The organism is Pedobacter sp. Leaf176, from assembly GCF_001424305.1.
Classification (GTDB): domain Bacteria; phylum Bacteroidota; class Bacteroidia; order Sphingobacteriales; family Sphingobacteriaceae; genus Pedobacter.
Genome location: NZ_LMPD01000008.1, coordinates 68,661 through 94,511 on the forward strand (window position 1 = coordinate 68,661; position 25,851 = coordinate 94,511).

General features: G+C 38.1%; 22 protein-coding genes. 8 read left to right on the top strand and 14 right to left on the bottom strand.

Going from position 1 to position 25,851, the window contains the following annotated elements; genetic code table 11:
* Positions 1-18: 18 nt before the first annotated feature.
* Both ASF92_RS20165 and ASF92_RS20170 read right to left on the bottom strand, forming a co-directional pair.
* A complete protein-coding gene (locus ASF92_RS20165; RefSeq protein ID WP_056097537.1) occupies positions 19-591 on the bottom strand; it encodes a murein L,D-transpeptidase catalytic domain-containing protein in 573 nt (190 codons plus the stop codon).
* Between the two features lie 14 nt (positions 592-605).
* A complete protein-coding gene (locus ASF92_RS20170) occupies positions 606-968 on the bottom strand; it encodes a DUF1304 domain-containing protein (RefSeq protein WP_056097538.1) in 363 nt (120 codons plus the stop codon).
* Positions 969-1,188: 220 nt separating this feature from the next.
* Between ASF92_RS20170 and gcvP the strand changes: the two genes are divergently transcribed.
* The gene (gcvP, locus tag ASF92_RS20175) at positions 1,189-4,065 is read left to right on the top strand and encodes an aminomethyl-transferring glycine dehydrogenase (RefSeq protein ID WP_056097539.1); all 2,877 of its coding nucleotides are present in this window, start codon (positions 1,189-1,191) and stop codon (positions 4,063-4,065) included.
* A gap of 374 nt (positions 4,066-4,439) precedes the next feature.
* Here the strand turns inward: gcvP and pruA are convergent, their stop codons facing one another.
* The 8 genes from pruA to ASF92_RS20215 form a co-directional block, all read right to left on the bottom strand.
* Positions 4,440-6,074, bottom strand: a complete 1,635-nt coding sequence (gene pruA, locus ASF92_RS20180; RefSeq protein ID WP_056097540.1) for an L-glutamate gamma-semialdehyde dehydrogenase — start codon at positions 6,072-6,074, stop codon at positions 4,440-4,442.
* Between the two features lie 92 nt (positions 6,075-6,166).
* The gene (locus ASF92_RS20185; RefSeq protein WP_197413346.1) at positions 6,167-6,748 is read right to left on the bottom strand and encodes a 4'-phosphopantetheinyl transferase superfamily protein; all 582 of its coding nucleotides are present in this window, start codon (positions 6,746-6,748) and stop codon (positions 6,167-6,169) included.
* On the bottom strand, positions 6,717-6,977 hold the full coding sequence (locus ASF92_RS20190; RefSeq protein ID WP_056097542.1) for an acyl carrier protein: 261 nt from the start codon (positions 6,975-6,977) through the stop codon (positions 6,717-6,719). The genes ASF92_RS20185 and ASF92_RS20190 overlap by 32 nt, the downstream gene beginning before the upstream one ends.
* Positions 6,970-8,250, bottom strand: coding sequence for a beta-ketoacyl synthase (locus ASF92_RS20195; protein ID WP_056097543.1), 1,281 nt, complete (start codon positions 8,248-8,250; stop codon positions 6,970-6,972). Before ASF92_RS20195 ends, ASF92_RS20190 begins: the two co-directional genes overlap by 8 nt.
* Positions 8,243-8,689: a 3-hydroxyacyl-ACP dehydratase FabZ family protein gene (locus ASF92_RS20200; RefSeq protein WP_056097544.1), complete on the bottom strand. Its 447-nt coding sequence runs from the start codon at positions 8,687-8,689 to the stop codon at positions 8,243-8,245. Before ASF92_RS20200 ends, ASF92_RS20195 begins: the two co-directional genes overlap by 8 nt.
* 1 nt (position 8,690) lies before the next feature.
* Positions 8,691-9,743: a type III polyketide synthase gene (locus ASF92_RS20205; protein ID WP_056097545.1), complete on the bottom strand. Its 1,053-nt coding sequence runs from the start codon at positions 9,741-9,743 to the stop codon at positions 8,691-8,693.
* A complete protein-coding gene (locus tag ASF92_RS20210; protein ID WP_056097546.1) occupies positions 9,740-10,453 on the bottom strand; it encodes a methyltransferase domain-containing protein in 714 nt (237 codons plus the stop codon). Before ASF92_RS20210 ends, ASF92_RS20205 begins: the two co-directional genes overlap by 4 nt.
* A 2-nt stretch (positions 10,454-10,455) precedes the next feature.
* On the bottom strand, positions 10,456-11,586 hold the full coding sequence (locus ASF92_RS20215) for an NAD(P)/FAD-dependent oxidoreductase (protein ID WP_056097547.1): 1,131 nt from the start codon (positions 11,584-11,586) through the stop codon (positions 10,456-10,458).
* A 221-nt stretch (positions 11,587-11,807) separates the two neighbouring features.
* Here ASF92_RS20215 and lpxK point away from each other — a divergent pair, with 221 nt between their 5' ends.
* The 3 genes from lpxK to ASF92_RS20230 are packed head-to-tail and all read left to right on the top strand — an operon-like array spanning position 11,808 to position 15,693.
* Positions 11,808-12,884 (top strand): tetraacyldisaccharide 4'-kinase, encoded by a 1,077-nt coding sequence (gene lpxK / locus ASF92_RS20220; protein ID WP_231729875.1) that lies wholly within the window; start codon positions 11,808-11,810, stop codon positions 12,882-12,884.
* Positions 12,856-13,671: a purine-nucleoside phosphorylase gene (locus tag ASF92_RS20225; protein ID WP_056097549.1), complete on the top strand. Its 816-nt coding sequence runs from the start codon at positions 12,856-12,858 to the stop codon at positions 13,669-13,671. The genes lpxK and ASF92_RS20225 overlap by 29 nt, the downstream gene beginning before the upstream one ends.
* Positions 13,672-15,693, top strand: a complete 2,022-nt coding sequence (locus ASF92_RS20230; protein ID WP_056097550.1) for a putative porin — start codon at positions 13,672-13,674, stop codon at positions 15,691-15,693.
* A gap of 65 nt (positions 15,694-15,758) precedes the next feature.
* Here the strand turns inward: ASF92_RS20230 and ASF92_RS20235 are convergent, their stop codons facing one another.
* Positions 15,759-16,451 (bottom strand): porin family protein, encoded by a 693-nt coding sequence (locus ASF92_RS20235; protein ID WP_056097551.1) that lies wholly within the window; start codon positions 16,449-16,451, stop codon positions 15,759-15,761.
* A gap of 272 nt (positions 16,452-16,723) precedes the next feature.
* Complete coding sequence (locus ASF92_RS20240; protein WP_082489649.1) at positions 16,724-17,905, bottom strand: asparagine synthetase B; 1,182 nt, start codon at positions 17,903-17,905, stop codon at positions 16,724-16,726.
* A 220-nt stretch (positions 17,906-18,125) separates the two neighbouring features.
* Between ASF92_RS20240 and ASF92_RS20245 the strand changes: the two genes are divergently transcribed.
* Positions 18,126-18,584 (top strand): peptidylprolyl isomerase, encoded by a 459-nt coding sequence (locus tag ASF92_RS20245; protein ID WP_056097553.1) that lies wholly within the window; start codon positions 18,126-18,128, stop codon positions 18,582-18,584.
* A 66-nt stretch (positions 18,585-18,650) separates the two neighbouring features.
* The gene (locus ASF92_RS20250; RefSeq protein ID WP_056097554.1) at positions 18,651-19,202 is read left to right on the top strand and encodes a DUF5606 domain-containing protein; all 552 of its coding nucleotides are present in this window, start codon (positions 18,651-18,653) and stop codon (positions 19,200-19,202) included.
* 245 nt (positions 19,203-19,447) lie between these two features.
* Here the strand turns inward: ASF92_RS20250 and rlmH are convergent, their stop codons facing one another.
* Positions 19,448-19,921 (bottom strand): 23S rRNA (pseudouridine(1915)-N(3))-methyltransferase RlmH, encoded by a 474-nt coding sequence (gene rlmH, locus ASF92_RS20255; RefSeq protein ID WP_056097555.1) that lies wholly within the window; start codon positions 19,919-19,921, stop codon positions 19,448-19,450.
* A 109-nt stretch (positions 19,922-20,030) separates the two neighbouring features.
* On the opposite strand from rlmH, the gene ASF92_RS20260 reads away from it, so the two are divergent.
* Positions 20,031-21,845 (top strand): DNA mismatch repair protein MutS, encoded by a 1,815-nt coding sequence (locus tag ASF92_RS20260; protein ID WP_056097556.1) that lies wholly within the window; start codon positions 20,031-20,033, stop codon positions 21,843-21,845.
* On the opposite strand, the gene ASF92_RS20265 is transcribed toward ASF92_RS20260, so the two are convergent.
* Positions 21,842-24,385: a PKD domain-containing protein gene (locus tag ASF92_RS20265; RefSeq protein WP_056097557.1), complete on the bottom strand. Its 2,544-nt coding sequence runs from the start codon at positions 24,383-24,385 to the stop codon at positions 21,842-21,844. The genes ASF92_RS20260 and ASF92_RS20265 overlap by 4 nt on opposite strands.
* 93 nt (positions 24,386-24,478) lie before the next feature.
* Here ASF92_RS20265 and ASF92_RS20270 point away from each other — a divergent pair, with 93 nt between their 5' ends.
* A complete protein-coding gene (locus ASF92_RS20270; RefSeq protein WP_056097558.1) occupies positions 24,479-25,816 on the top strand; it encodes a GH1 family beta-glucosidase in 1,338 nt (445 codons plus the stop codon).
* Positions 25,817-25,851 lie beyond the last annotated feature (35 nt).

Sequence of the window (25,851 nt, forward strand, 5' to 3'; positions counted from 1 at the left end):
CTCATGAGCGGATTGCCTTTAGATATAAATCCAAAGTAATACGGGCTTTTTCTTTGTTTTTAAAAGGTTGTCAATCTTTTTCATCGTTCCATCAGATAGAACCGGACACCCCGCACTTTGGCCGAATAAGGTTTGAGGAAATATTTCCCGGTCAGGAACTGGCGTGTAGGAATGCAAAACCACAATTCTTTTAAAAGCATTATTGTTGGTTTCTTCTAACCCATCCATTTTGTAATGGATGTTAATCCCCCAGTTACTGTAAGAACGACCTTTTACTTTATATTTTCCCAAAGACGTGCAGTTACTTCCAATTTTATTGCTAAACATTGGTTTTACCGGTGTACTACCACCGCCCACGCCATGGGCACAAAGTCCTGCTATGATGATTTCTTTTTGCTTAAAATTGTAAACAAAAATCCGGTTCTTCCCAGAGTGGATACTCATGTCGATCATGATACAAACCGAAGTATCCATATTGTTTTTTTGGCAAAACGATAATGCGGTTTTGATTTTGGAATCACTCAGTTTATAGCTTGAAGCCGGTTTAAAGCTTAAGATCGCAAGTACCGCAAGTACTAAAAAAAATCTCATTCTTTAAATTTATACTACTTTAAATGCAATAGAATTAAAGCAACCAAAGCCGGAATCGACTGTACATAAAGAATCTTTTTACTTGCGGTTGCCGCACCGTAAATGCCGGCGATAATAACGCAACACAGAAAAAATATCGCGACGTAAAATTTCCAATGTGGATCGCCTATGCATAATGACCAGATTAAACCGGCCGCTAAAAAGCCGTTATACAAGCCCTGGTTTGCTGCTAAAGTTTTTGTCGGTTTGAATAGTTCCTTCGGTATGGTTTTAAAAACCTTTGGCGCTTGAGTTGTCCAGGCGAACATTTCTAACCAAAGAATGTAAATGTGAATAATGGCAACTAAGCCGATTAGGATTTGTGCTGCTAATTGCATAGTGTACGTATTTGGTATTGAAGATACAATAAAATCCTGAAGTAATTCTATGCAGGATTTCGTTTCAGCATATCACTATATTTTGTTAACATCAAAGTTTGGTTAATTATTCTTGGATAACCTGTTTTTCGGCTTAAATAAGACACCTTTTTTACACGGATGAATAGCAAAATACAACATCGTTTTTCCTACCTTTGCACGAAATTATTATTCATACCGCATGAGCTTAAATATCCATTACAAGGAAGATTTTCAAAATCGTCATATTGCGCCAAATGAGGCAGATACAGCCGAAATGTTGCAAACTGTTGGCGTAAATTCTATTGATGAGCTAATTGAACAAACTGTTCCTACGGCAATTAGGTTGAAACAGCCTTTAAACTTGCCAGCAGCGAAGTCAGAAACGGAATACCTTGGTGCTTTAAAACAAACTTCATTGTTAAATAAAGTTTTCAAAAGCTTTATCGGTCAGGGTTATTACGACACCATTACGCCTGGCGTAATTTTGCGTAATGTTTTTGAAAATCCGGGATGGTATACGCAATACACGCCTTATCAGGCAGAAATTGCGCAGGGCCGTTTACAAGCATTGCTGAATTTCCAAACCATGGTTATTGATTTAACCGGGATGGAAATTGCGAACGCCTCACTTTTAGATGAAGGTACGGCTGCAGCAGAAGCTATGTTTATGCAATACAGTACGCGTAAGAATCAGTCTGCGAAAAAATATTTCGTTTCGGAATTGGTTTTTGCTCAAACAATAGATATTTTAAAAACCCGCGCAAATCCTTATGGTATTGAATTAGTTATCGGAAATCATTTAGATTTTGTTGCTACTGAAGACTTCTTTGGTGCAATTGTTCAATATCCGGCTGGTAATGGCGAAGTTTTTGACTATAAAGGTTTTGCATCGGAGCTCCATAACGTGAATATTAAATTAACCGTTGCAGCGGATATTTTAAGCTTAACATTATTAACGCCTCCGGGCGAGTGGGGAGCAGATATTGTTGTTGGCACCACACAACGTTTCGGTATTCCGATGGGTTTTGGTGGTCCGCATGCTGCATTTTTCGCCACTAAAGAAGAATATAAACGTTCTATCCCCGGTCGTATTATAGGTGTAACCATCGACAGCCATGGAGATTACGCTTTACGTATGGCTTTGCAAACAAGGGAGCAACACATTCGTAGAGATAAAGCAACTTCGAATATCTGTACAGCCCAAGCATTGCTAGCTATTATGGCTGGTTTCTATGCGGCTTATCACGGTCCGAAAGGATTAAAAGCCATTGCAGAACGCACGCATGGTTTGGCAATAAGCCTGGCTTCAACTTTAAAAGACCTGGGTTATGAGCAGTTAAATTCAGCCTATTTCGATACCATACGTTTTGATTTAGGCAATTTAAAAGGCGGCATTCATTCAGGTTGTTTAGATAACGAAATTAACCTTAACTATGTTGGTAATGTGGCTACAATTTCAGTTGACGAAACAACTACTTTCGAAGACATTCAGTTAATTGCTAAAATCTTTGCTAAAGTAAAGGCGGTAGCTGCAGATCAGGTTGAAGTTATAGAAACTGTAGAAACGGTTATTCCAACGGAATTACAACGTACATCAACATATTTAACGCATCCAATTTTCAACTCACACCATTCTGAGCATGAAATGTTACGTTACATTAAATCGTTAGAGGCGAAAGATTTATCACTTTGCCACTCGATGATTGCCTTGGGTAGCTGTACCATGAAATTAAATGCCACGGCAGAAATGATTCCGGTTACCTGGTCTCACTTCGGTCGTGTTCACCCATTCGCTCCTGCCGACCAGGTTTTAGGTTATTATTCTGTATTCAACGAATTAGATAAATGGTTAAGTGAAATTACCGGTTTTGCGGCAATGAGTTTACAGCCAAACGCTGGTGCACAAGGTGAGTATGCAGGTTTGATGGTTATTCGTGCGTACCACCACGATAGAGGCGATTTCCACCGTAACGTGGCACTAATACCGGCATCGGCTCATGGTACAAACCCAGCTTCTGCAGCTATGGCTGACATGAAAATTGTTGTGGTTAAATCGTTGGAAAATGGCAACATCGATGTTGAAGATTTAAAAGCAAAAGCAGAGTTGCATAAAGACAATTTATCTTGTTTGATGGTAACCTATCCTTCAACCCACGGTGTATTCGAAGAGAGCATCATTGAAATTTGTGAAACTGTACACGCTAATGGGGGACAAGTTTATATGGATGGTGCGAACATGAACGCGCAGGTTGGTCTTACAAGTCCTGCTAATATTGGTGCCGATGTTTGTCACTTAAACCTGCACAAAACCTTTTGTATTCCTCACGGTGGTGGTGGCCCCGGTATGGGTCCAATCGGTGTGGCTAAACACTTGGTTCCTTATCTTCCAGGTCACGCTGTAGTTGATATCGACAAAGGAAAATCAATTTCTGCCGTTTCATCTGCGCCTTGGGGTTCAGCATCAATCCTGATTATTTCTCACGCTTATATCGCTATGATGGGTGCCGAGGGATTGACTAATGCTACAAAATATGCGATTTTAAATGCAAATTACATGAAAACTCGTCTGGAGCAACACTATCCGGTACTTTATTCCGGTGCTCAGGGGCGTTGTGCACACGAGATGATTTTAGATTGCCGTTCATTTAAAGCTTTTGGAATTGAAGTAACGGATATCGCAAAACGTTTAATGGATTATGGTTTTCACGCACCAACAGTTTCATTCCCCGTTGCAGGCACGCTAATGGTCGAACCAACAGAATCTGAACCTAAGCACGAATTAGACCGTTTCTGTGATGCCTTAATCGCAATCAAAAAAGAAATAGATCAGGTAGAAAACTTAACTTTTGATAGAGTAGACAACCCATTGAAAAATGCACCCCATACCGTTGCGGTAATTACTGCAAACGAATGGGAACATGCTTACAGCCGTCAAACTGCTGCGTTCCCACTTCCTTATGTGTTAGAGCGTAAATTCTGGCCATCAGTTGGACGTGTTAACGATAGCCATGGCGACCGCTCCTTAATTTGTGCTTGTCCGCCGGTGGAGAGTTATTTAGAAGAAATCGTTCCTTAGATAAGGTTGAGGGTAGGAAGGCAGAGGGTTTAAGGTTTCCCTTCTCCAAAGCCACTACCGATTCTTTCATTACGAGGCATTAAGCAATTCTTAGATGAAATCAAACACCTTGGTTTGGTCCTCACAAACCAATCATCTGCAAGTTTTATGAAGTCAATTTCATAAAGCTTGCAGATTTTTTTATTTAAGCATTTATGCAATTACTGCCCGCCCTTTAGAGGGGGTTAGAGAGGGCTTAGTATTTTCCGAACAGTTAAGAGTATGGCCTATAGCCGATCGAATAAGTAATGCTGCTGTGATTGCTTTTCGAAACCCATATAAAAACAAAACCCCTTGATTTTTGCTCAAGAGGTTTTAATTTTATGTAGTTGATATTAATCTTCAGCTAAGAATGGATAGCGATAGTCAGTTGGAGATTCGAAAACTTCTTTAATCGTGCGTGGAGAAACCCAACGCAATAAATTAATCATCGAGCCCGCTTTATCGTTGGTACCCGAACCTCTGGCACCGCCAAATGGCTGCTGGCCAACAACTGCTCCCGTGCATTTATCGTTGATGTAAAAGTTGCCGGCAGAGTTGCGTAAAGCATGACTTGCCTTGTCGATTGCATAACGATCTTGTGCTATCAGGGCACCGGTTAGGGCATATGGAGAAGTTGTATCAATCACCTCTAAAATAGAATCGAAATCCTCGTCCGCATATACATAAACCGTTAAAACCGGACCGAAAAGCTCATCGCACATGGTCGTGTATTTCGGATCCTGAACAACTAAAACAGTTGGCTCAACGAAATAGCCTTTACTTTTATCGTACTTACCGCCTGCGATAATTTCAACGCCTTCATCTTTCTTTGCCTGATCGATGTATTTGGCCAATTTATCAAATGAGCGTTCATCAATAACCGCATTAATGAAGTTAGTAAAATCTTCAGTTCCGCCCATTTTGAAAGACGCTAAATCGGCTAATATTTGTTCTTTAATTTCCGGCCAAAGGCTTTCTGCAATATAAACACGACTCGCAGCTGAACATTTTTGTCCCTGGTATTCAAAAGCACCACGAACGATTGCAGTACTTGCAATTTTGGTCTGTGCAGATGGATGTACGAGTATAAAATCTTTACCTCCGGTTTCACCAACGATACGCGGATAAGACCTGTATTTGTGAATGTTTGTTCCTATTGTTTTCCAGATTTCCTGAAATACTTTTGTAGAACCTGTAAAGTGAATACCTGCAAAGTCCGGATGATTAAAGATCACCTCTCCGGTTTCTGGTCCGTCGGCATAAACCAGGTTGACAACGCCATCAGGTAAACCAGCTTCGCGGAAAATTTCCATTAGAAGATTAGCTGCATATACTTGTGTGTCTGCAGGCTTCCAAACCACGACATTGCCCATCATCGCTGCCGATGCTGGTAAATTCGCTGCAATTGCCGTAAAATTGAATGGTGTTAAAGCGAAAACAAAGCCTTCCAACGGTCTTTGTTCCACACGATTCCAACTTCCGCGAGGTGAAACAGGAGGTTGTTGTTTATAAATATCAGCCATGTAACTCACGTTAAAACGTAAGAAATCGATCAGCTCACAAGCAGCATCAATTTCCGCCTGATAGGCATTTTTACTTTGACCCAACATGGTCGCAGCATTTAATTTATAACGGTACTTTCCTGCGATTAAATCAGCAGCTTTTAGGAAGATGGCAGCTCTGTGCTCCCATGAAAGATTTTCCCAGTCCTCTTTTGCCGCTAAAGCTGCATCAATCGCCTGTTTAATATGTGTTTTGTCGCCAATACTATATTGAGCTAAAATATGTTGATGATCATGTGGAGGAACAACTTTGCCTTTTTTTTCTGTGTAAACTTGCTTTCCGCCGATGTACATCGGTATGTCTTGTTGATGGGAACGGGCCTCAGCAAGCGCTTCTTTCAAAAGCACGCGTTCTTTGCTACCTGGGCCATAATTTAATATAGGTTCATTTACCGGGGATGGTACGTTGAAAAATCCTTTAAGCATATTATATTTTTTATGATTTACGCAAAGATAAGGCTTTTTAAGGGATGCAATTCTATTCTTCTGTAAAGAAATAGCGCAACATTTAACATCAATCAACGTATAGGGTCACTATCAAAAACAATGCATAAATAGTTGCCATGGTGGCTAACCGATACATGATGTGGTGTTTTATTACACAAATTTTTTACCTCAGGAAGATTATTTTCGTTTTTATATAATTGGTAATCAGTATTTTGTTTATTGAAAAGCTGCGGGTAGTTTAAAGGGTATTGATTGCGCCATAACCTTATATTCTTTGAAAATCGAATATCATCAGTCGCAATGGTGTGTATAAATTCAGTTTTGATTTCGGTTGTTGTCAAAACTTTCAAAGTGTTGTAATTAACAAGGCCTTTTGCAGTTTCGTTATTCAATTCTACAATGCTGCACTGAAAAGCGGCTGGATTAAAAAGCCGTTTATTCGTTATTCTGTTACATATTTTGTAGGCTGATTCTTTCATGCTCCAAAGAATCCAAACCAATACATCAGGATCTTTAGCTGATGAAATAAGCCGATGTTCTTCTTCAGTAAAAATCTTATCGAGGTAATTTTTACGCCTCCAGTTGCTTTGGATTTTGGCCAGGTTTAAATCTACGATATCATTACCCAGCATTTGCCTGTAATTTGTTTTCAATCACATCGATTGTTGCTTTAACCGTGAGCATTTTCGCCATTGAATCGTTATCGATTGTGATGTTAAATTTTTCCTCAATATCTAGAACGATATCAACTAAATTTGCAGAGTTGATTTTAAGGTCTTTGATAAAGTCCGTATGCGCTCCGATATTTTCTAACGCAGATTTTTCTTCTGTATAGGGTATAATAATTGTCTTTAGTTCGTCGATTATATGTTGTTCAGTCATTTTTATATTTTTTAAAGATTACACAGGCATTAATGTCGCCAAATCCAAAACTTGCTTTAATTAAGATGTTAATGGGTTTTTCTATCAGTTTTTGAGGTATGCATTTGGCATTAATCAAGGAACTGATTTCCGGATTCAAATCCTCGCAGTTCACGTTTGGAAAGATAAATCCATTGTGCAGCTCCAGTATTGATGCCACAGACTCAATACTTCCTGCTGCACTAATGCAATGGCCTACCATTCCCTTTAATGAATTTATGTAAGGAAAATTGTCCGCGGAAGACCCTAATGCTTTCTTCCAGTTTTCAACTTCCAGTGCGTCTTTTGATGTAGCAGTTAAATGTCCATTTATCACATCTATTTCATCGGCCCCGACTCTGGAATTTTCAATCGCCTGCTTAATACAGCGCTGTACAGCAAGCGGGTTTGGAGCGGTCATGGTGCCTAAGCCACGCTGGCCACCGGAATTTGCATCACCGCCGAGGACTTCGGCATAGATTTTTGCATTTCTTGCCAAAGCGGAATTCAATGATTCCAATACTAAGGCACCTGCGCCGCTTCCCGGCACAAACCCACTAGCAGTTAAACTCATTGGCCGGCTTCCTTTCTCCGGTTCGTTATTGTGTTTGAAGGTACATACTTTCATGGCATCAAATCCTCCCCATATGTATGGCCCGCTGTCGCTTGTACTTCCGGCCAACATCCTTTTGGCCTGTCCGGATTTAACCCTTTCATATGCCAGTAAAATGCTTTCGGTACCGGTTGCACACGCGGCGGAATTTGTAATCACCCGATTTCCTAAGCCTAATTTTCCACAGATGAAAGCACTAACTCCACTAGCCATGGTTTGTACAACAACAGAGCTTCCTAATTTTCGGATTTCCAATTCATCTATTTTGTTTATCGCCCAGCGAAATTTATCAATTCCTGAAGTACCCGTTCCGAAGACCGTTCCACTTTCCCAATCAGGCTCATCGTCATTGCTTTTCTCTAACCCAGCGTCTTTCCAGGCGTCCAAAGCTGCAATTACGCCGTAAATTATTCCGCTGCTGTTTAAATTTCTCAACTCTAAAGGCGTAAAATATTGTGCAATCCGGTCTTCATTAAGGGATGGTTTTGCTGCAATCTGGCAAGAAAATCCAAGCGCTTCCAAATCAGGTTGATGCGTAATTCCCGAAGAGCCGTTTTTAATCGCCTCAGTAAAATCAGGAATTGTAGTTCCATTTGGCGCACAAATGCCGAGACCAGTAATTACGACACGATTATTATTCATCAGGTTTAGAAATTAACATCCCTTCAATAGTTCCTTTACATATCAGCTCACCCGAAACAGTTTCCATTTTTACTCTGCAACTCAATTTATTAAATCTAAAATAGCGCTTTTCACTGGTTACAATTACTGTTTCCCCCGGGTATACCGGTCTTAGAAAATCGACCGAATTTGAGGTCATTGCAATCGATATTTTCTGCTCATCAGAATAACTGCCCAATAGAAACAATCCTAAACAGACGAGTCCGATTTGAGCCATAGTTTCGGTCAAAATCACCGCAGGTGTTACAGGGGCGGTTTTAAAATGTGCCTCGTAAAATGGTAAATTTTGCGCGTATGTATAGCTTCCCTTCACACCATTTTCATCAATATGAAGCAAGTCATCAACGAACAAAAATGCATCTCCGTAAGGTAATTTATTGATTATTTCCTTTGCTTCCATCTTACCATTGTAAAAGTATTCTTTGTGCGGAAAATCCAGGGCCAAAACTCAGCATTAAACCTTTTTCTCCTGTCTGCGGTTTCGTATCCAGGGTACGTTCTAGTACGTATAACACCGTCGCACTGCTCATGTTGCCATAAAGTCTTAAAACTTCTTTTGTTTCATCTATGTTTTTACCAAGTTTGCCAAATAATTCCTCTACAATCTGTATGATTTTTTTTCCGCCTGGATGAAAAATCAGATGGTCAATCGCCTCAATTTCCAAACCATTTTTAGCCAGGAAAGGGTGTATAATCGCCGGAAAATGCGAAGCAATCGTTTCAGGAACCTCTACATCCAATACCATTTGCAAACCGGAATTGGTCAGTTTAAATCCCATCATGTTTTCTGCATCGTAAAAATGATACATTTCCTCTGCTATAATTTCAGGCCCCTTATCTGCTCCGTCTGAACTAAGTAAAACGCAGGCCGCACCATCCCCAAAAATGGCTGCGCTCACCACGTTGGCCATAGAAAAATCATTAAGCTGGAAGGTCGCAGTAGGCGATTCGACGGCAACAACTGCCGCTCGCTTACCCGGATTTGCCTTGAGAAAATTTTTTGCATAAATGATTCCCGAAACCCCTGCAGCACAACCCATTTCGGTTACCGGTAAACGTACAATGTCCTGGCGAAGCCTCAATTCATTTATCAGGTAAGCGTCTAAAGATGGAATCATTATCCCCGTACAACTCACAGTGATGATGAAATCCAGATCTTCAGCTTTCCATCCGGCTTTTCCCAATGCCGTTTCAAGACATTGTTTACCCAATTTTATGCCTTCCTTTATGTAAATAGTGTTTCTTTCTTCAAAACTTAAATCGCTAAACACTTCTCCCGGTGACATTATTGAATAACGCTTATCTACAGCAGCACCCTCGAAAATTTTTTTAACCTTTCTGATAAATCGCTCGTCCTGGTTTTTCAACCACCCATCTAAAAAAGGCAGAATATCTTCCGTCGCACTCCAAAATTCGGGAAGGGCTTTCCCAACTGCTTTTATTCTAACACTCATATCGTTTTAATTATCCATTGGTAGCGAAATGCCCATTTCCATTTAATATCACTGAATTTAAAGTTTAACCGCTTGCTATAGTTCAAAAGATCTGCTCTTTTGAATCCCCGCAGAATAGATACTAGACCATCTTCTCTCGACATATCGTTTAATGCGAAAAGGAAACACAGAGCCTTGAAAAGATAGTAAGCTAAGGCGCTTCTGTGCAAGTCATTAATAACAATACCCAATTTTGCCGATTGTTTAAATTTTTCGAGAATGCGAATAATATCCTCGTCCTTAAAATGGTGTAAAGTCAGGGTGCAAATAAAAATATCACACGCTTGCTCCTCTATTGAACTGTCAAAAATATCACGACATTCGTAAGAAATATTGTTGTAATTCTTAGACAAATTTTCAGCGTGTTTTATTGTGAAATTGTTGGCATCTATTCCTTTTAAAATAAAATTCAAGTTTTTTTCTTCTGCATAATCGGCCAGGGCCCTCAGCATATCTCCATTGCCGCAACCAATATCTGTAATACGTATTGGTTCATCTTTTGGTTTGCCCTGAATTAAGATTTTAATTCCACTAATGGTAACCTTATTGCCGCCTAACAATTGATTAATGCGTGCGATTTTATCTAATGCATCTCTTAAAATCTCACCTTCCATCTGAAAATCATCCATAAGTTCCGGCGCATTGCTTCTAAACTTTGTATTTATCGCCATAATCACGAAATTGGAATCGGTTGTCCATGGGTATATTTAATTAATTTATTCAAAATAAAAGGCATGCTGCTGATGGCGTTCATAGCGAAACTTTCCATTGCCTTGTTTTTTAATAACGATGTTAGGAGTTGTCCTGCTTTTAAGCGTGTACTAAACAGGCTTTTCCAGCTTGCACTATATTTTTTTTCTAACTCAATTCTTGATGAGATTTGTCCCTTAGCATATTTATTCAAAAGTTCGGATAAGATTTTCGCACTGTGAATAGCCATCGCCATTCCATTACCACAAAGCGGGTGTATTAATCCGGCAGTATCTCCGATCATTAAAATATGGTTATATACAGGTTCTTTTGCCTCGAAAGATATTTGGCTAATCGTTAAAGGGGCATCAAAAATCATCTTTGACTGCTCTAATATGTTTCGAAGATTGGCGTTTTTATAGAGTACATTTTCCTGATAGGCTGTAATGTTTTTATGTTTTTTAAAGCTTTCGTAATCTGCTAAATAGCAGACGTTTAGTTTATTATTTTCAACTTTGGAAACGCCGCAGTAACCGCCTTCAAAATTATTCAGGCTCACAAGGTTATCTGGAAAATCTGAAAAATAGTGTGCCTTTACAGCCAGATAACCTGATCTTTTGCTGATAAACTCACGTTCCAGCTTTACGTCAATCGATGCCCGTTTGCCATAGGCACCGATAACATGATTTGACTTAAGGCTTATTCCTGCGGATGTTTCGATAATAAACTGATTATCCGAATAAATTATATTAGTAACTGTATCCTGTAAAATGGTAATGCCACGGTTAAGCGCAGCTTGGTATAAAAAATTATCAAGAACGAACCGGCTCAAGCCCCAACCTCCTAATGGCAGTTTTGTGGTAAAAGATTTTTGCGAACGGGATGTGAATTGTAGGTTTGTTATCAGTGTAGGCGATAAACCCGTCAGGTTAAGGTTAAGCGAGTCCAGGTAGGGCAAAACCTCGTTAGAAATATATTCCCCGCAAACTTTGTGATGCGGATAACTTTGTTTCTCAATTAAAATTACATTTAAACCAAATTGTTTTAGGTGAATAGCCGCAGTCAAACCCGCCAAGCCACCACCAACAATTAGAACTTCTGATTCCAACTTCATAAAAGTGTAAGCATCTTACAAGTTAACATTTTAAATCAGCCTTTGTTCTGTACTATGAATAATTATAAAACTTAAGGCGGTACAAAAGTTAACGTTCAGTCTTTTATGGGATATATTATTGGATTTCTAAGAATTCTGGCAAAACCTTTCCAAAAGTTAAGGGTTCATTTTAGTAAGCATCCGATTTTGTGATGCCTGCTTTATCTTAATAATCAGTATTTTTGAAACACGACGATATGTTATTAAATTATTTACGCCTTTTACTGCTTCCATTTTCGCTTATTTATGGTTTAGCGATTACATTGCGAAAAAAACTTTATGATTGGGGCATCATGTCATCGGTTAAATTTGATTTGCCCATAATATGCGTAGGGAATCTGGCAGTTGGTGGATCCGGAAAAACGCCAACAACAGAATATTTGATCCGATTACTTACGAATAACAAAATTGCCGTTCTGAGCAGGGGCTATGGTCGTAAAACGAAAGGCTTCATTATCGCAGATGGTAACGCTACAGCCGAAACAATAGGCGACGAACCTTTACAATATTATCACAAATTTGAAGATATAACGGTTGCTGTTTGCGAGGACAGAATAAAGGGAATAGAAAACCTAAAAGAAAACCATGACTTAATTATTCTGGATGATGCATATCAACATCGGGCTGTGCGTGCCGGTTTAAATATCTTACTTTTCGAGTTCAGGAAGTTAGGGACATTACAATTCTTACTTCCTGCAGGAAATTTAAGAGATGTGTTTTCATCAAGAAAACGTGCCGATGTTTTGCTGGTTACTAAATCTCCGGTTCCATTGTTGCATGTGGCGCAACAGGCATCAATTAACGAATTACAACCAAATGAAAATCAAAAAGTACTTCATTCCTATTTAAAATATGGCGAACTGAGGCATTTGTACCATGATGACAGCCGTTCGCTGGATTCGATAAAAGATTACGAAATCTTTTTGTTAACAGGAATTGCCAATCCCGCACCGCTTATTGAAGAGCTGGAGAAATATTCGAAAACAATCAAACACGAGGAATTTCCGGATCACTACGCTTTCAAAATCGATGACATTAAGAAGTTTTTATCATCATTTGATGCAGGGACAAAAAAAGAAAAAATCATCATCACAACAGAAAAGGATAGCAAACGTTTAAAAGCTGCGGGATTTAAAGATTTACTGGTAAATTTACCAGTATATTTTTTACCCATTGAGGTCGATTTATTTGAAGAAGATAAGATTACCTTTGATGAACTTATTTTAAACTATGTTAAGAGCAATAGAAGAAACCGTTGAGTATATAAAACGCAAAACGGAAAACTTTAAACCAGAAATAGGTATTATTTTAGGCACCGGCTTAGGTGGCTTAGTTAAGGAAATTAATGTTGAACATCAATTGATGTACTCAAATATTCCAAATTTCCCGATATCAACATTAGAGTTTCATAGCGGCAAATTAATTTTTGGAACTTTAAACGGAAAGAAAATTATAGCAATGCAGGGCCGTTTGCATTATTATGAAGGGTATACGATGCAGCAGATTACTTTTCCAGTCCGTGTAATGAAAGGATTGGGTATTGAGAATTTAATTGTGTCAAATGCTGCAGGCTCTTTAAATCCTGAATTTAAAAAGGGTGATTTAATGGTTATTGAAGATCATATTAATCTTCAGCCTGATAATCCATTACGTGGTTTAATCGAGAGTGAATTAGGCCCACGGTTTCCCGATATGAGCCAGCCATATAAAAAGACAATTATTTCTAAAGCCCTGGAAATTGCGAAAGGTGTAGATGTAACATGTCATAAGGGCGTTTACGTGGCTGTTTCCGGCCCTAATTTGGAGACAAAAGCCGAATACAAATACCTCAGGCTAATTGGAGCAGATGCAGTTGGAATGAGCACTGTACCTGAAGTAATTGTAGCTAATCATGCAGGCTTACCTGTTTTTGCCATTTCCGTGTTAACAGATGAAGGTTTTCCCGAAGACCTACAACCCTTTAACTTGAATGAAATTTTAGAAGTCGCCGCAAAAGCAGAGCCTAAAATGACTGAAATTTTAACTGCACTAATCGCTGAGTTATAAATGTATAAAGCTATTCTGTTTTGTTTGGCAATTCTGGTATTAATCGGCGGAGGCAATGTTCTTGCACAGGATTTAAAAACCACTGTGGGTACAAATAAAGAATTAGATTCTTTAAGAAAAAAAGAAGAAGGCGGAAAAGATTCTGTTGTTTACAATGCAAAGTTCATCCGTTTTACAAAGCTATCCTTAAGTAAGGACAGTATCGTCCTTTTACCTTTAGATACATCCACCACAAATATTCAAAATTACAGCCCTCTAGTTCAGCCGAAACACCCCGCTATAACTACAGGTAGTATGGGGCAGGTGGCAAGGCCTCTATTATATGAGCCGACAAAGCGAATTGGATTTGATGCTGGATATCATTCTTTGGATTATTACGCGTTAACTCCGGAAGACATTATTTATTATCAGGCAAGAGCGCCTTTTACCAGCTTATATTTAATTAGTGCCGGGCAAAAGGAGCAACTTTTCAGGGGCATACATAGCCAAAATATCAAGAAAAATTGGAATGCGGGTTTCAACTTCAATAGAATGGATTCACGCGGCTTTTACAGTCGGCAGCGTGGCGATAATCTAAATATTGCACTATTCAGTTGGTACCAATCGCCAGGTAAGCGGTACAACATGTGGGCATCTGTGATTTTTAATACGTTACGGGCCTACGAAAATGGCGCTGTTGCCGCTAACAACATATTTGACGCCGACTACAGTAAAATTTCACGCGATGCTGAAGCCGTTCGTTTGTCATCTGCCAGAAATTTATACCGTAAAAATACTTTATTCTTAAAACAAACTTATTATGTAGGCCATATAGACAGCTCTTCTACTGTAAATGGTTCAGTTGTGCCTACAAATAAAATAACTTACACCATTGAATATGATAATGATAGTTATGATTTTACAAAAAACGAGTCAGATGACAATACGGTAATTCCACGGGCATTAACCAAAGACGACGGCTCATTGGACGTTACTTTTACAAACGATTCTACTCATGTTCAGCATGTCAAAAATGAATTTTTATACAGTTTCTTCTTAAGGCCAAAAAAATCCTCGGTTATTAGAAATGAGTTGAAGCTGGATGCCGGCATTAGACATGATTATTATCAGTACCGTTCCTTAGGAATAAGAACCACAGGTACAACCTATGGAGATAGATCTTTTGGGTTTCAAAACCTGAGTTTATTAGGTGCATTGGGCTATCGTTTCAATGATAACATCGATTTTAATTTAAATGTGCAGCAGATTTTCCAGGGGAGGAATGCCGGAGATTTTTTATACGAGGCAAAAAGCAGAATTGCTTTGGGGAAAACTATTGGAAGAATTGAATTAGGTGCTTACCTTCAAAACCAATCCCCATCAGAAATTTTTAGTTTTTACAACGGAAATCATTACAGCTGGATTAACAATGATCTGAAAAATGTTAAAGTGGCGAATCTTTCTTTAGACTATTTTAATGACAAGCTGGGTTTACAGGCCGGAGCTAAATATTTTCTTACAAGTAACTATTTATATTTTGGCACCACAATAAAGGGTATTAATGATATCAATATAAAACCATTACAAGAAACTTCTGATATTAATCTAATACGTTTGGATATATCCAAAAAATGGCGGTTTGGTAAGTTTGCGGTTGAAAACTACCTGGCATATCAAAAAACGGATAATCAATCCATATTAAGAACACCTGATTTTTATACTTATAATAGTGTTTATGTCGATATTACTTTCTTTAAAGTTTTAAAGACAAATATAGGCTTCGATGTTAGATACAATACGTCTTATGCTAATTATTCCTACTCGCCGGCCACATCTCAATTTTATGTAGGAGACGAAACAATATTAAAATCAACGCCTGTTGTTGATTTTTTCCTTAAGGCAAATTTAAAACGGGCGAATATTTTTGTTAAGTATGATTACCTGAACCAGGGATTACTTTCCAACGGCTATTATACTGTAAACCGTTATCCTATGCCCGATGCTTTATTGAAGTTTGGGCTAACCTGGAACTTTTACGACTAAAGCTTGAATAAAAAAAGCGTTCCGATGTCAATCGGAACGCTTTTTTATGCTCAGTTTTGGTATTCTTACAAAGAATAACCAATTGAGAAACCGATAACACGATTTCTTAATTTGTCGTCGTTGGTTCTTGAATCTTTAGGTACAAGGTTAGATAATCCTAAGCCATAATTAGCACCTATTGAAATACCGCTGTTTAAACGATAAGCTAAGCCAAAATTTGCACCAAAATCGATGCTGCTTAAATCATCACTGGTTGTGCTACCGAATTCTATATCTCTGTCAGTAAATGAAGAACCTGCTACAGCACCATTAGTATATGTTCCTGTATATTTATTTTTGCCAGATATATTGAAGCCAACATACGGGCCTGCGCTAATCTGGAATGCTCCTGCATCTCCCGTAGGGATTCTAACAACTGCATTAACAGGCACTTCAATGGCCATTACATCTTGCTTAAATGTACCTGTTGCTGTTGTACCCGCTACAGTACCCGTGCTTTCTAATTTTGCACCCTTGTTTTGTAACGAAACACCTGGTTGAATGAAGAAATTATTTCCGACACCAAAATCCCCGAAGGCTGTAACATTGTACCCAACATTACTTTTGTAATCGCGATCTAATGCCCCCGTTCCGCTGTAGCTAGACAAGTTGACGCCGGCTTTTAATCCAAATCTGGCTGTACTACCACTCATTGTTGATTGTGCAAAAGCACCTGTTGCTAATAAAATAACCGATGCACTTAATAGTAACTTTTTCATAATATTTTTCTTTCTAAAAATCTTGTTAAAAATTAATGAGATGAACTCATATTGTTAATTATGTGCATCTTTCCAAAAGCTGTGCCAAAGTATTATTTAAGTTACATTTAGCTATATAAATAGCTGGTTTACAGTAGACTTTAAAAGTGTTTTTCAGTATAAAAACAAGTAGATACAAAAGGTTTAATAACCTTTCTATTTGTATAGATTAAAGGATAATGAAAATTTACGAACTAATTCTGGTCAAAATTATCAAGACCGAAAATATAGTTTTACGTTTTTTGAGGTTTCTTTTTAGCGGCCGGGAACAGAACATTATTTAATATTAACCTATAACCCGAAGAATTTGGATGGAGGTTTAAGTCGGTTGGCGGGTCGCCAACCGCGTGTTGGTAATCTTCCGGATCGTGGCCTCCATAAAAAGTGAATTGGCCTTTGCCAATTTCACCGTGTAAGTATCTAACCTCTGCAGCACCTTTATTTTCACCCAAAACAGTTACACTGGTTTTTACAAGGTTTTTTTTAAAAGCAGTAGTTTGGCCCATAAAGCCTTTAATAACCTTATCATGGTTTTGGGTAAGCATAGTCGGTACCAAATCCCATTTCGCTGAAAAGTCGAATAAAGTAAAGTAATCATTTGTTTGGTTAAGGTTCCGGCCGTTTGTTACGTCAATATCTGAAAATTCATAATTCATCGGGTTGGTGTCCAGTTTAAAACTCTGAAAAGCGAGGGTTTTGCTAAAGTCGAGTTTAGACTGTGCATTCGGATCTGCTCCATCACCGTCAAACATGGAAGCGCAAATGTCAATCCCTTCCGCAGCAAGTGCAATATCAAAGCTATCCGTTCCAGAACACATAGCGAACATAAAACCACCACCGGCACAATATTCTTTCATGTGTTTAGCCACAGCCAATTTCATTTCCGAAACTTTTTTATAGCCCATGCGTTTGGCTAACGCCTCTTGGCTCTTTACATCTTCTTGGTACCAGTTTGCATAACGAAACGAAGCGTAAAAACGACCATATTGGCCCGTAAAGTCTTCATGATGTAAATGCAACCAGTCATACTTGTTCAATTTATCCTGAAGGATATCATCGTCGTAAATTACTTCATAAGGGATTTCGGCATAGGTTAAAACTAGTGTGACTGCATCATCCCAAGGAAGTTTGCTCTTCGGTGAATAAACAGCAATTTTTGGCGTTTTTTCAAGCTTTACCATTTCCATGTTTACCGAAGGATCGCTTATTTCATTTAATAGATTTACTACTTTTCCATCAGCTAAAACCTCATAGGAAACGCCCCTGATTTTTAGTTCGTCCTCAATCGTTTTATTGTACTTTATTAAAAAGCTTCCACCACGATAATTTAAAAGCCAGTCAACTTCAACCTGTTTGCTTATCGTCCAATAAGCGATGCCGTAAGCCTTCAAATGGTTTTTCTGGTCTTCATCCATAAATATGAGCAGGGACGATGCTTTGGTATAAATGCTTAAAAACAAGCAAAAGACCAGGAAGTAATACTTTTTTTGAATAGCCATAATTACTTAAAACACTAAAATACCTGATTTAGTCTGTTTACAAAAATTTAAACGTGTTATAAGTAGCGTAATTTTGTTATTTTTGCGCTTCATTAAAAGATTTGAAACTTTTAAAGATTTATAAAATCATATTGATATGAGTAAAGCAATAATAAAAACCGAAAAAGGTAATATGACTGTTGAGTTCTTCGAACAAGATGCTCCGAAAGCAGTTGCAAACTTTAAAAAATTAGCAAATGAAGGATTTTATGATGGTGTGACTTTTCACCGTGTAATTCCTAACTTCATGGTTCAAACTGGTTGTCCAAATTCAAAAGACGGTGCCACAGGAATGCCAGGCACTGGTGGGCCGGGTTATAAAATCGATTGTGAGTTGGATGGCGAGAACCAATATCATGATCGTGGTGTATTATCGATGGCTCACGCTGGTCGTAATACTGGAGGTTCTCAATTCTTTATTTGCCACAGCAGAACAAATACGGCGCATTTAGATCGCAATCATACCGTGTTTGGTAAAGCAGTTGAAAATGTTGATCTTGTTGATGATATCCGTCAGGGGGACAAAATTACAGGGATTGAAATAATTGAAGATTAATAGCAGAGTGCTTGGTGCATAGAGGTCAATCCTATGCTCTACGCCCTACGCTCTAAGCAAAAAAATATGAATTTAAGAGGAATAGTTGCCGTTTCCGGCAGACCAGGTTTGTTTAAACTGGTTGGACAAAATAAAGTAGGTTATATCCTGGAAGGTTTAGACGCACAAAAACTTAAAGTTGTGGCTAATATCACAAACACAAAACTTGCATCGCTTGAAGACATTACAGTTTATGGAGAAGATGAAGAGATTAAGTTAGTTGATGTTTTTACTAAAATTTCCGCAAAAGGAACGACTCCGGATGGTAAAGCGGATACGGCTACTTTACGTGCTTACTTTAACGAGGTAGCACCAGGTCATGATGAAGATAAAGTTTACGCTTCTGATATGAAAAAAATTATCGGTTGGTACAATATTATCAAAGATTTACCTTTGTTTACCGAAGATACGCCCGATACGCAAGGTACACCGGCTGAAGTAAAACTATCTGAAGAGAAAGCCGCTGCCGATAAAAAGCAAAAAGCGACGGGTTCAAAAGCGTCAGCAAATGCTAAAGCGACAACAAAAACTTCTGCTCCTGCTAAAAAGGCAAGCATGACCAGTAAAAAAGGAGTTTAGGCTTCCAAAAGATTTGAAAAGCACCGGTGAGAATCGGTGCTTTTTTTTTAAGCTTGCTAAAAAAAATAATATATAATTGCGCAAATAACTAATGCACCAATTATACTAACCCAGAGGTATTTGTCTGCGCCGCCTTGCCTGCTCTTAAACTTATATTGTCTTTTATATTTATCTAAAATCATAATCTTTTATTTAACGATGAAAAAGAATGGTTATTTCCACAACTGATTTAACCTTTGTTCCTGTTAAGCGTGATGGTAAGGCTCGCCTTTCAATATACTAAAACCACGGTAAAGTTGTTCAACAAAGAACAAACGTATCATTTGATGAGAAAAAGTCATGTCTGACAAAGATATTAATCCATTTGCCCTTTTATAAATGCTCTCATCAAAACCGTAAGGACCACCTATAATAAAAATCAAATGCTGAATACTTCCTACCATTTGTTTATTAAGATAGTTAGAAAATTCAACTGAACTGTATTTTTTCCCCTTCTCATCCAATAAAATTACAACATCCCCATTGCTAATTTGTTTGTGTAATAATTCTGCCTCCTTTGCTTTCTGCTGGGCTTCCGAGAGGTTTTTTACGTTTTTAACATCAGGAATTGCCGCTAAACTAAAATTAATATAATGCTTCAGCCGGTTAACGTATTTATCAATGCCTTCTATCAAATACTTATCTTCTGTTTTGCCTATGGCGATAAGGGTAATCTTCATTTATTTGCCTTTACTATCCTTTATAGCTACAAACTTAGATAAAAATGCACCAACAAAAATAATTTATCATCTGCTTTAATACCTTTACAAAAAATATAAAGTAAACCTAATGTTTAAAACTCAAGAGCAAGTAAAAATCGAATATAGCCGGAAAGTTGATGAAGTCGCGAAGCAAATCGGTGCAACGAAGACATTCATCGATCAGCTTTCTTTGGTTCGCATTGGTTTGTTTTTGTTGGAAGTTTTATTCTTTATTTTGCTATTAAACTCCGATAACAATGGTTGGAGAACATTGATTCAAATTTTATTGGCAATTCCAATAATAGGGTTTATATTCATCGTTCGCCAACAAAGTAAGCTTGATAGAAAGCTAAGTTTCGAAAAAAAACTCCTATGGGTATATCAGAATGAACTGAATATTTTGAATGATCTGGAAAACGGATACGACAATGGAAAACGTTTCGAATCACAGTCACACCCTTACAGCTCAGACCTTGATATCTTCGGGAACTCATCTTTATTCGCTTTGACCAATCGTTGCAGTACAAAAACTGGCAATGAGATGCTGGCAGCGAGCTTCGCTGATTTAAAATCTATCGACGAGATTGTGCTTCGCCAAAAGGCAATAAAAGAAATGTCAGATCTCACAGACAAGACATATGAGTTTCGTGCTAACCTATTAGGTCATGAAACGTCAAAAATAGAGCTTATAAAAGATCATTTGTCCACTAAACTAGCCGCACAACTTTCATTTACTAGGAGTTCTTTCTTTAGATTCTACGTTACTTTAGTCCCTTTTATAAGTTTATTTCTGATCCTAGGCGGACTATTTTTCGGAGGTGTTTTCTGGAAGTTTTTCGTCTTCTTCTTTTTTGCTCATATTGGCTGGAATTCATTTTTCAGCAAAAAAATAGATCTGGTGTTCTACAGTTTTAGCGGCAGTTCTGGTTTATTGAATGAATACTCAAAAGCCATTCAATGGACAGAAAAACAGCAGTGGAGCAGCAAATATATTTTAGATTTTATTCAGATGGATTCAACCGTGAGTGAAGAAATAAAAAGCCTATCCAACGTTATCCAAAATTTCGATTCACGTTTAAATTTAATGATAGGAAGCTTGTTGAATGCGTTGTTTCTATGGGATTTCAGATGCTGTATTCAATTGGAGAAATGGTTACAAACTTCATCAAAAAATGTGATTTCATCCTTAAATAATCTTGGCCAATTTGAAGAAATAATTTCGCTTTCAACACTGGGTTATAACGCGCCTCAGTGGACTGTACCTCAAATTGAAAGTTCTTTTACGCTATCTGCAATTGCTTTGGGACATCCTTTAATTAAGGAGTCATCGCGTATTGCAAATAATTTCAGTTTAGAAAACAGACCTACCGTAGATATTGTTACGGGTTCGAATATGGCCGGTAAGAGTACTTTCCTTCGAACCGTAGGGATCAACATGGTTTTAGCTTATTCCGGCGCTCCGGTTTGTGCAGGGGAGATGAAACTTTCTGTTTTTTCGCTAAATACCTATATGCGTATTAAGGATTCGTTGAATGAAAACACATCTACATTCAAAGCAGAATTAAATCGCTTAAAAATGATTTTAACTAATGTAATTCAAAACGAAAATACTTTTGTACTCATCGATGAAATGTTGAGGGGTACAAACAGCCGCGATAAATATTTAGGTTCAAAAGTTTTTATTGAAAAACTGCTAGGCTTAAAAAGAGCTGCGTTATTTGCTACACATGATTTACAACTAGCCGATATGCAATTAGAATACACAACTTTATTGCGTAATTTTCATTTTGATATATCTATAAGAAATGGGGAAATGGTATTTGATTATAAATTAAAGAAAGGTCCGTGTTCTACATTTAATGCGGCACTTTTATTAAAAGAGATTGGTTTAAGCTTAGATTAACGTAATAACGTAACGCTACCAGAGTGTTTAATGTTTTGATTATCAAGTGTGGTTCCGGTTATTATATAATAGTAAACGCCGACCGGTAGGTCGTTTCCTCTGAAGTTTCCTTTCCAATTATCATTAATGTTCTCTGTAGTAAAAACAATAGTGCCATATCTGTTAAATACCTGGATTTGGTATTTTTTCAAATTGGTAATGTTAATTATTAATTCATCATTCGTACTGTCGCCATTCGGAGAGAATGCCTTGGGAATAAACAAGGATGCTTCTTTATTAATTAATAAATCGCCCAAAGTGAAGGAAGTAAAACAGCCATTTTTTGAATAAGCCGTTAGTTTTATCTTGAATAGGCCATCTATTGTATAATTATGTGATGGATTAATTTCATCCGATGTAAAACCGTCTCCAAAATCCCATTGATAAAAATCGGCATTTGTAGATTTGTTAATAAAAGCAATTCGTGCGGGAACAGAAAATTTACCATTTAACGCAGGCGCTGTAAGAAAGTTTGCAACAGGTATTTTTGCGATTGGTGGAATATTAATTATTGCAGGTAAGGCGTTGCATTTTCCTGAAGTTAGTATAACGCTGTACATCCCCGCCTGATCGAGACTTGTTATCGGAATTTCAACGGCATTTGTATTCGCCGTAAAATTATTTGGTCCGCTCCAGCGATAACTGATGTTGTCTTTAAAAGGTACAGATAATTTTAATACATCATTTAAACAAAATAATGTTTGATTAACAGATATTACAGGTATTTCCGGCTTCACTTCCACCAATAAATCCATCTCTTTTTTTGCAATACAACCGTTGTCGGTCTCAATAATTAAAGTAATCGTTTTCAAGCCAGGTGTTGAATAAGTAATTATCTTTCCGTCGTTGGTTAGATCATTAAGGCTACTTACGCCACTACCGAAATCCCAGGTTATTTTCTTGTAATTCTGTGAAGAGTTAACGAAGGTAAAACTCTGACTAGGTTCGCATTCATTGTTAGTAATAATAGAAAAATTTGCTTCTGGTTTTAGGTCAACAGAAAGAATTTGTATTTCGTTTTCTTGACTAATGCAATCGCCAATTTGTATGAAGAGTTTATAAAGGCCTGCAGTCTCTGCCCCAGTGGCTAAGATTGATGGGTTTTGCAGCTGGGAGGTGAATCCGTTCGGACCTGACCAATGGTAAATTGCTAAGTTTAAGAATGGTGTAGAGAGCTGCAATACGTCACCCTGACACAAGGTCAAGTCCGATGCGATTATAGTTGGCTTGTCTGGTGTTTTCGCAACAATAAACGTTTCTGTGGTTATCACACTACAGCCATTGCTAGCTACGGCTTCCAGTACAACCACTTTTTCTCCTGGTGTACTATAGGTTATCGTAAATGGTCCTTTCGTGTCAGCATTGGAAATATTCGCTCCTTCACCGAAAGACCACCTAAGCTGGGCATAGTTGCTTGCGATACCTTCAAATTTATAAGCCTGGTTATCGGTGCAGGCGTTTAATTTTTCAAGTTGGATTTTAGCGCTTGGCCCTGCCAGATCAGCCGTTCCGTCAAATTCTATCGTAAAGCCATTATTTCCACTCGAAAAGTTATCTATAAGTATTGCATAGGTATGGCCTTCAATTAAATCTGCATATTTAACAAAACCATTTTGTCCGGATGGACAGCCGGAAGCTTCTGTCAGGTCTGTCTCTGTCATGCTTAACCCCGTTTTGTAATAGCTTGGCGTACAAGTTACCCCACTGCCTGCAGCACATCTAATTGCTGTTGCAGCGCTAATTTTACTGCAATCGCCGTTGATACCCAAATCGTAAAATACCCAGTCTATATCGTTCGTAATAACAGTCGGCGTAATTGTAAATGTAAAGCTACCTGCTTTTGACGCCTTAAACATATACCAGGCGGAGTTAGATTCTCTACCCAGGCAAGTTCCTGCAGATTCTTGATTGTTATTTCCAGCACCGCTTACATTAAGTTGCGTAAAGGTCTCCTTCGAACACAAAATTGATACGGTGCCACAATCCTGTCCTGGCTTTATAGGTGGAAAATAATTATCTAAACATAGCTTAAATCGACCGGTATTATCATTTCCTGCGCTTACCCGAATGTAATAAACTTGCCCTAATGTTAGTGCACCTTTATAAAGTGAGGTTACATTATTCGAGCTAAAAGAGGATCCAATCATCTCGATAATTCCCGTTGTGTTGGTTTCAAACGTGTATAGCGCAACCAAAGGATCGATCATTGTATTGCTGTTGTTGGGATCTACTTTTCCTGTGATTGAAACGTTTACATCGTATTTCGTTGCAGTAAACTTAAACCAAACATCTTTACCAGTTGCCGGCCAGCCCATTGGCTTACCGTAAGTAGAAGTTGTGGTCGCTTCAAAATTATCGTAAAAGGCATCGCTCGTACAAAAAGCGGTGGTATTTGCAAGGTTTATAGCGCCGGCGATTTCATCATTTGATGGTGTAGCAATGTTGGCCCGGACATTGGTGTAGAATGTATTTAATATTACAAAAATGAACAGAAAGCGCATAACGTAAATCTATAAAAAAATTTAATTTTATGATGATTTACGAATTAACGATTTATTAATATTAAAGCTGCATCTTCATGTAACCCAATTTAAATGATAAAAGCGTCTGATTTTGGTAAGCACTTTCTGTGGGGTGTTGCAACTGCTGCGGCACAAATAGAAGGCACATCTGATTACTATGGCAAAGGACCATCTATCTGGGATGCATTTTCCCATAAAGTAGGCAAGATAAAAAAAGGCCATAAACCAAATGTAGCCTGCGATTTCTATCATCGTTTTAGAGAAGATATAGCGATGGTTAAATTACTTGGTTTTAGAATATTCAGATTTTCAATAGCCTGGTCGAGAATTTTACCTTTTGGAGAAGGAACGATTAATCCGGAAGGTATTCGTTTTTACCACAATGTTATTGATGAGTGTCTCGAACAGGGAATTACGCCATACGTAACTTTATACCATTGGGATTTGCCACAGCAATTGGAAGAAAAAGGTGGTTGGACGAGCTTTAGCATCAATAGGGCTTTTAACGATTTTGTCCATATATGTGCAAAAGCATATGGCGATAAGGTTAAGCACTGGATGGTTATCAATGAACCTTTTGGTTTTACCTCACTTGGTTATATGCTGGGCCTGCACGCGCCGGGCAAAACAGGCTTAGGTAATTTCTTTTCTGCAGCCCATCATACTGCTTTGGCGCAAGCTGAAGGTGGAAAAATTCTACGGGCAGAAATAAGCAACCCGACTATCGGAACAACTTTTTCCTGCTCGGAAATACTTCCCTATACTCAAAGCGATAATGATATTCTCGTGTCTAAGCGGGTAGATTGTTTAATGAACCGACTTTTTATAGAGCCAACACTCGGTCTGGGTTTTCCTTCAGAAAATTGGGAAGTGTTGGAGAAATTTCAAATTGAATACGGTACTTGGCGGCATACTGAGCGTTATAAGTTCGATTTTGATTTTATTGGTTTACAAAACTATTTTCCATTAACGGTTAAGTACAACGCATTTATTCCTGTAATACAAGCATGGGAGGTTAAAGCGAAAAGTAGAAAAAAGCCGCACACAGCAATGGGGTGGGAGATAAATGCGGATGGCTTTTATAACATTATAAAACAGTTCTCCTCTTACCCAAATATTAAAAACATCATCATAACTGAAAACGGGGCCGCCTATCCTGATAAATTGATTGATGGACATGTTCATGATGTTGACCGTATAGAATATTTCAAACTTTACCTCGCTGCGCTGCTGAAAGCAAAAAATGAAGGTATGCCAATTACTGGTTACATGGCCTGGACTTTGATGGATAATTTTGAATGGGCTGAAGGCTTTACTGCTCGATTTGGACTTGTTTATAATGATTTCAAAACTCAGGAACGAACAATTAAGGATTCGGGTTATTGGTGGCAGGCATTTTTGAAGTCATAATCTTGAGCATTTAGATTGAAAAGTTCTTTTTTAGG

Bases quoted from the DNA above. Each gene is read 5' to 3' on its own strand.
- ASF92_RS20165 (WP_056097537.1), bottom strand. From the start codon at position 591: ATGAGATTTTTTTTAGTACTTGCGGTACTTGCGATCTTAAGCTTTAAA.
- ASF92_RS20170 (WP_056097538.1), bottom strand. From the start codon at position 968: ATGCAATTAGCAGCACAAATCCTAATCGGCTTAGTTGCCATTATTCAC.
- gcvP (WP_056097539.1), top strand. From the start codon at position 1,189: ATGAGCTTAAATATCCATTACAAGGAAGATTTTCAAAATCGTCATATT.
- pruA (WP_056097540.1), bottom strand. From the start codon at position 6,074: ATGCTTAAAGGATTTTTCAACGTACCATCCCCGGTAAATGAACCTATA.
- ASF92_RS20190 (WP_056097542.1), bottom strand. From the start codon at position 6,977: ATGACTGAACAACATATAATCGACGAACTAAAGACAATTATTATACCC.
- ASF92_RS20195 (WP_056097543.1), bottom strand. From the start codon at position 8,250: ATGAATAATAATCGTGTCGTAATTACTGGTCTCGGCATTTGTGCGCCA.
- ASF92_RS20200 (WP_056097544.1), bottom strand. From the start codon at position 8,689: ATGGAAGCAAAGGAAATAATCAATAAATTACCTTACGGAGATGCATTT.
- ASF92_RS20205 (WP_056097545.1), bottom strand. From the start codon at position 9,743: ATGAGTGTTAGAATAAAAGCAGTTGGGAAAGCCCTTCCCGAATTTTGG.
- ASF92_RS20210 (WP_056097546.1), bottom strand. From the start codon at position 10,453: ATGGCGATAAATACAAAGTTTAGAAGCAATGCGCCGGAACTTATGGAT.
- ASF92_RS20215 (WP_056097547.1), bottom strand. From the start codon at position 11,586: ATGAAGTTGGAATCAGAAGTTCTAATTGTTGGTGGTGGCTTGGCGGGT.
- ASF92_RS20225 (WP_056097549.1), top strand. From the start codon at position 12,856: ATGTTAAGAGCAATAGAAGAAACCGTTGAGTATATAAAACGCAAAACG.
- ASF92_RS20230 (WP_056097550.1), top strand. From the start codon at position 13,672: ATGTATAAAGCTATTCTGTTTTGTTTGGCAATTCTGGTATTAATCGGC.
- ASF92_RS20235 (WP_056097551.1), bottom strand. From the start codon at position 16,451: ATGAAAAAGTTACTATTAAGTGCATCGGTTATTTTATTAGCAACAGGT.
- ASF92_RS20240 (WP_082489649.1), bottom strand. From the start codon at position 17,905: ATGGATGAAGACCAGAAAAACCATTTGAAGGCTTACGGCATCGCTTAT.
- ASF92_RS20245 (WP_056097553.1), top strand. From the start codon at position 18,126: ATGAGTAAAGCAATAATAAAAACCGAAAAAGGTAATATGACTGTTGAG.
- ASF92_RS20250 (WP_056097554.1), top strand. From the start codon at position 18,651: ATGAATTTAAGAGGAATAGTTGCCGTTTCCGGCAGACCAGGTTTGTTT.
- rlmH (WP_056097555.1), bottom strand. From the start codon at position 19,921: ATGAAGATTACCCTTATCGCCATAGGCAAAACAGAAGATAAGTATTTG.
- ASF92_RS20260 (WP_056097556.1), top strand. From the start codon at position 20,031: ATGTTTAAAACTCAAGAGCAAGTAAAAATCGAATATAGCCGGAAAGTT.
- ASF92_RS20265 (WP_056097557.1), bottom strand. From the start codon at position 24,385: ATGCGCTTTCTGTTCATTTTTGTAATATTAAATACATTCTACACCAAT.
- ASF92_RS20270 (WP_056097558.1), top strand. From the start codon at position 24,479: ATGATAAAAGCGTCTGATTTTGGTAAGCACTTTCTGTGGGGTGTTGCA.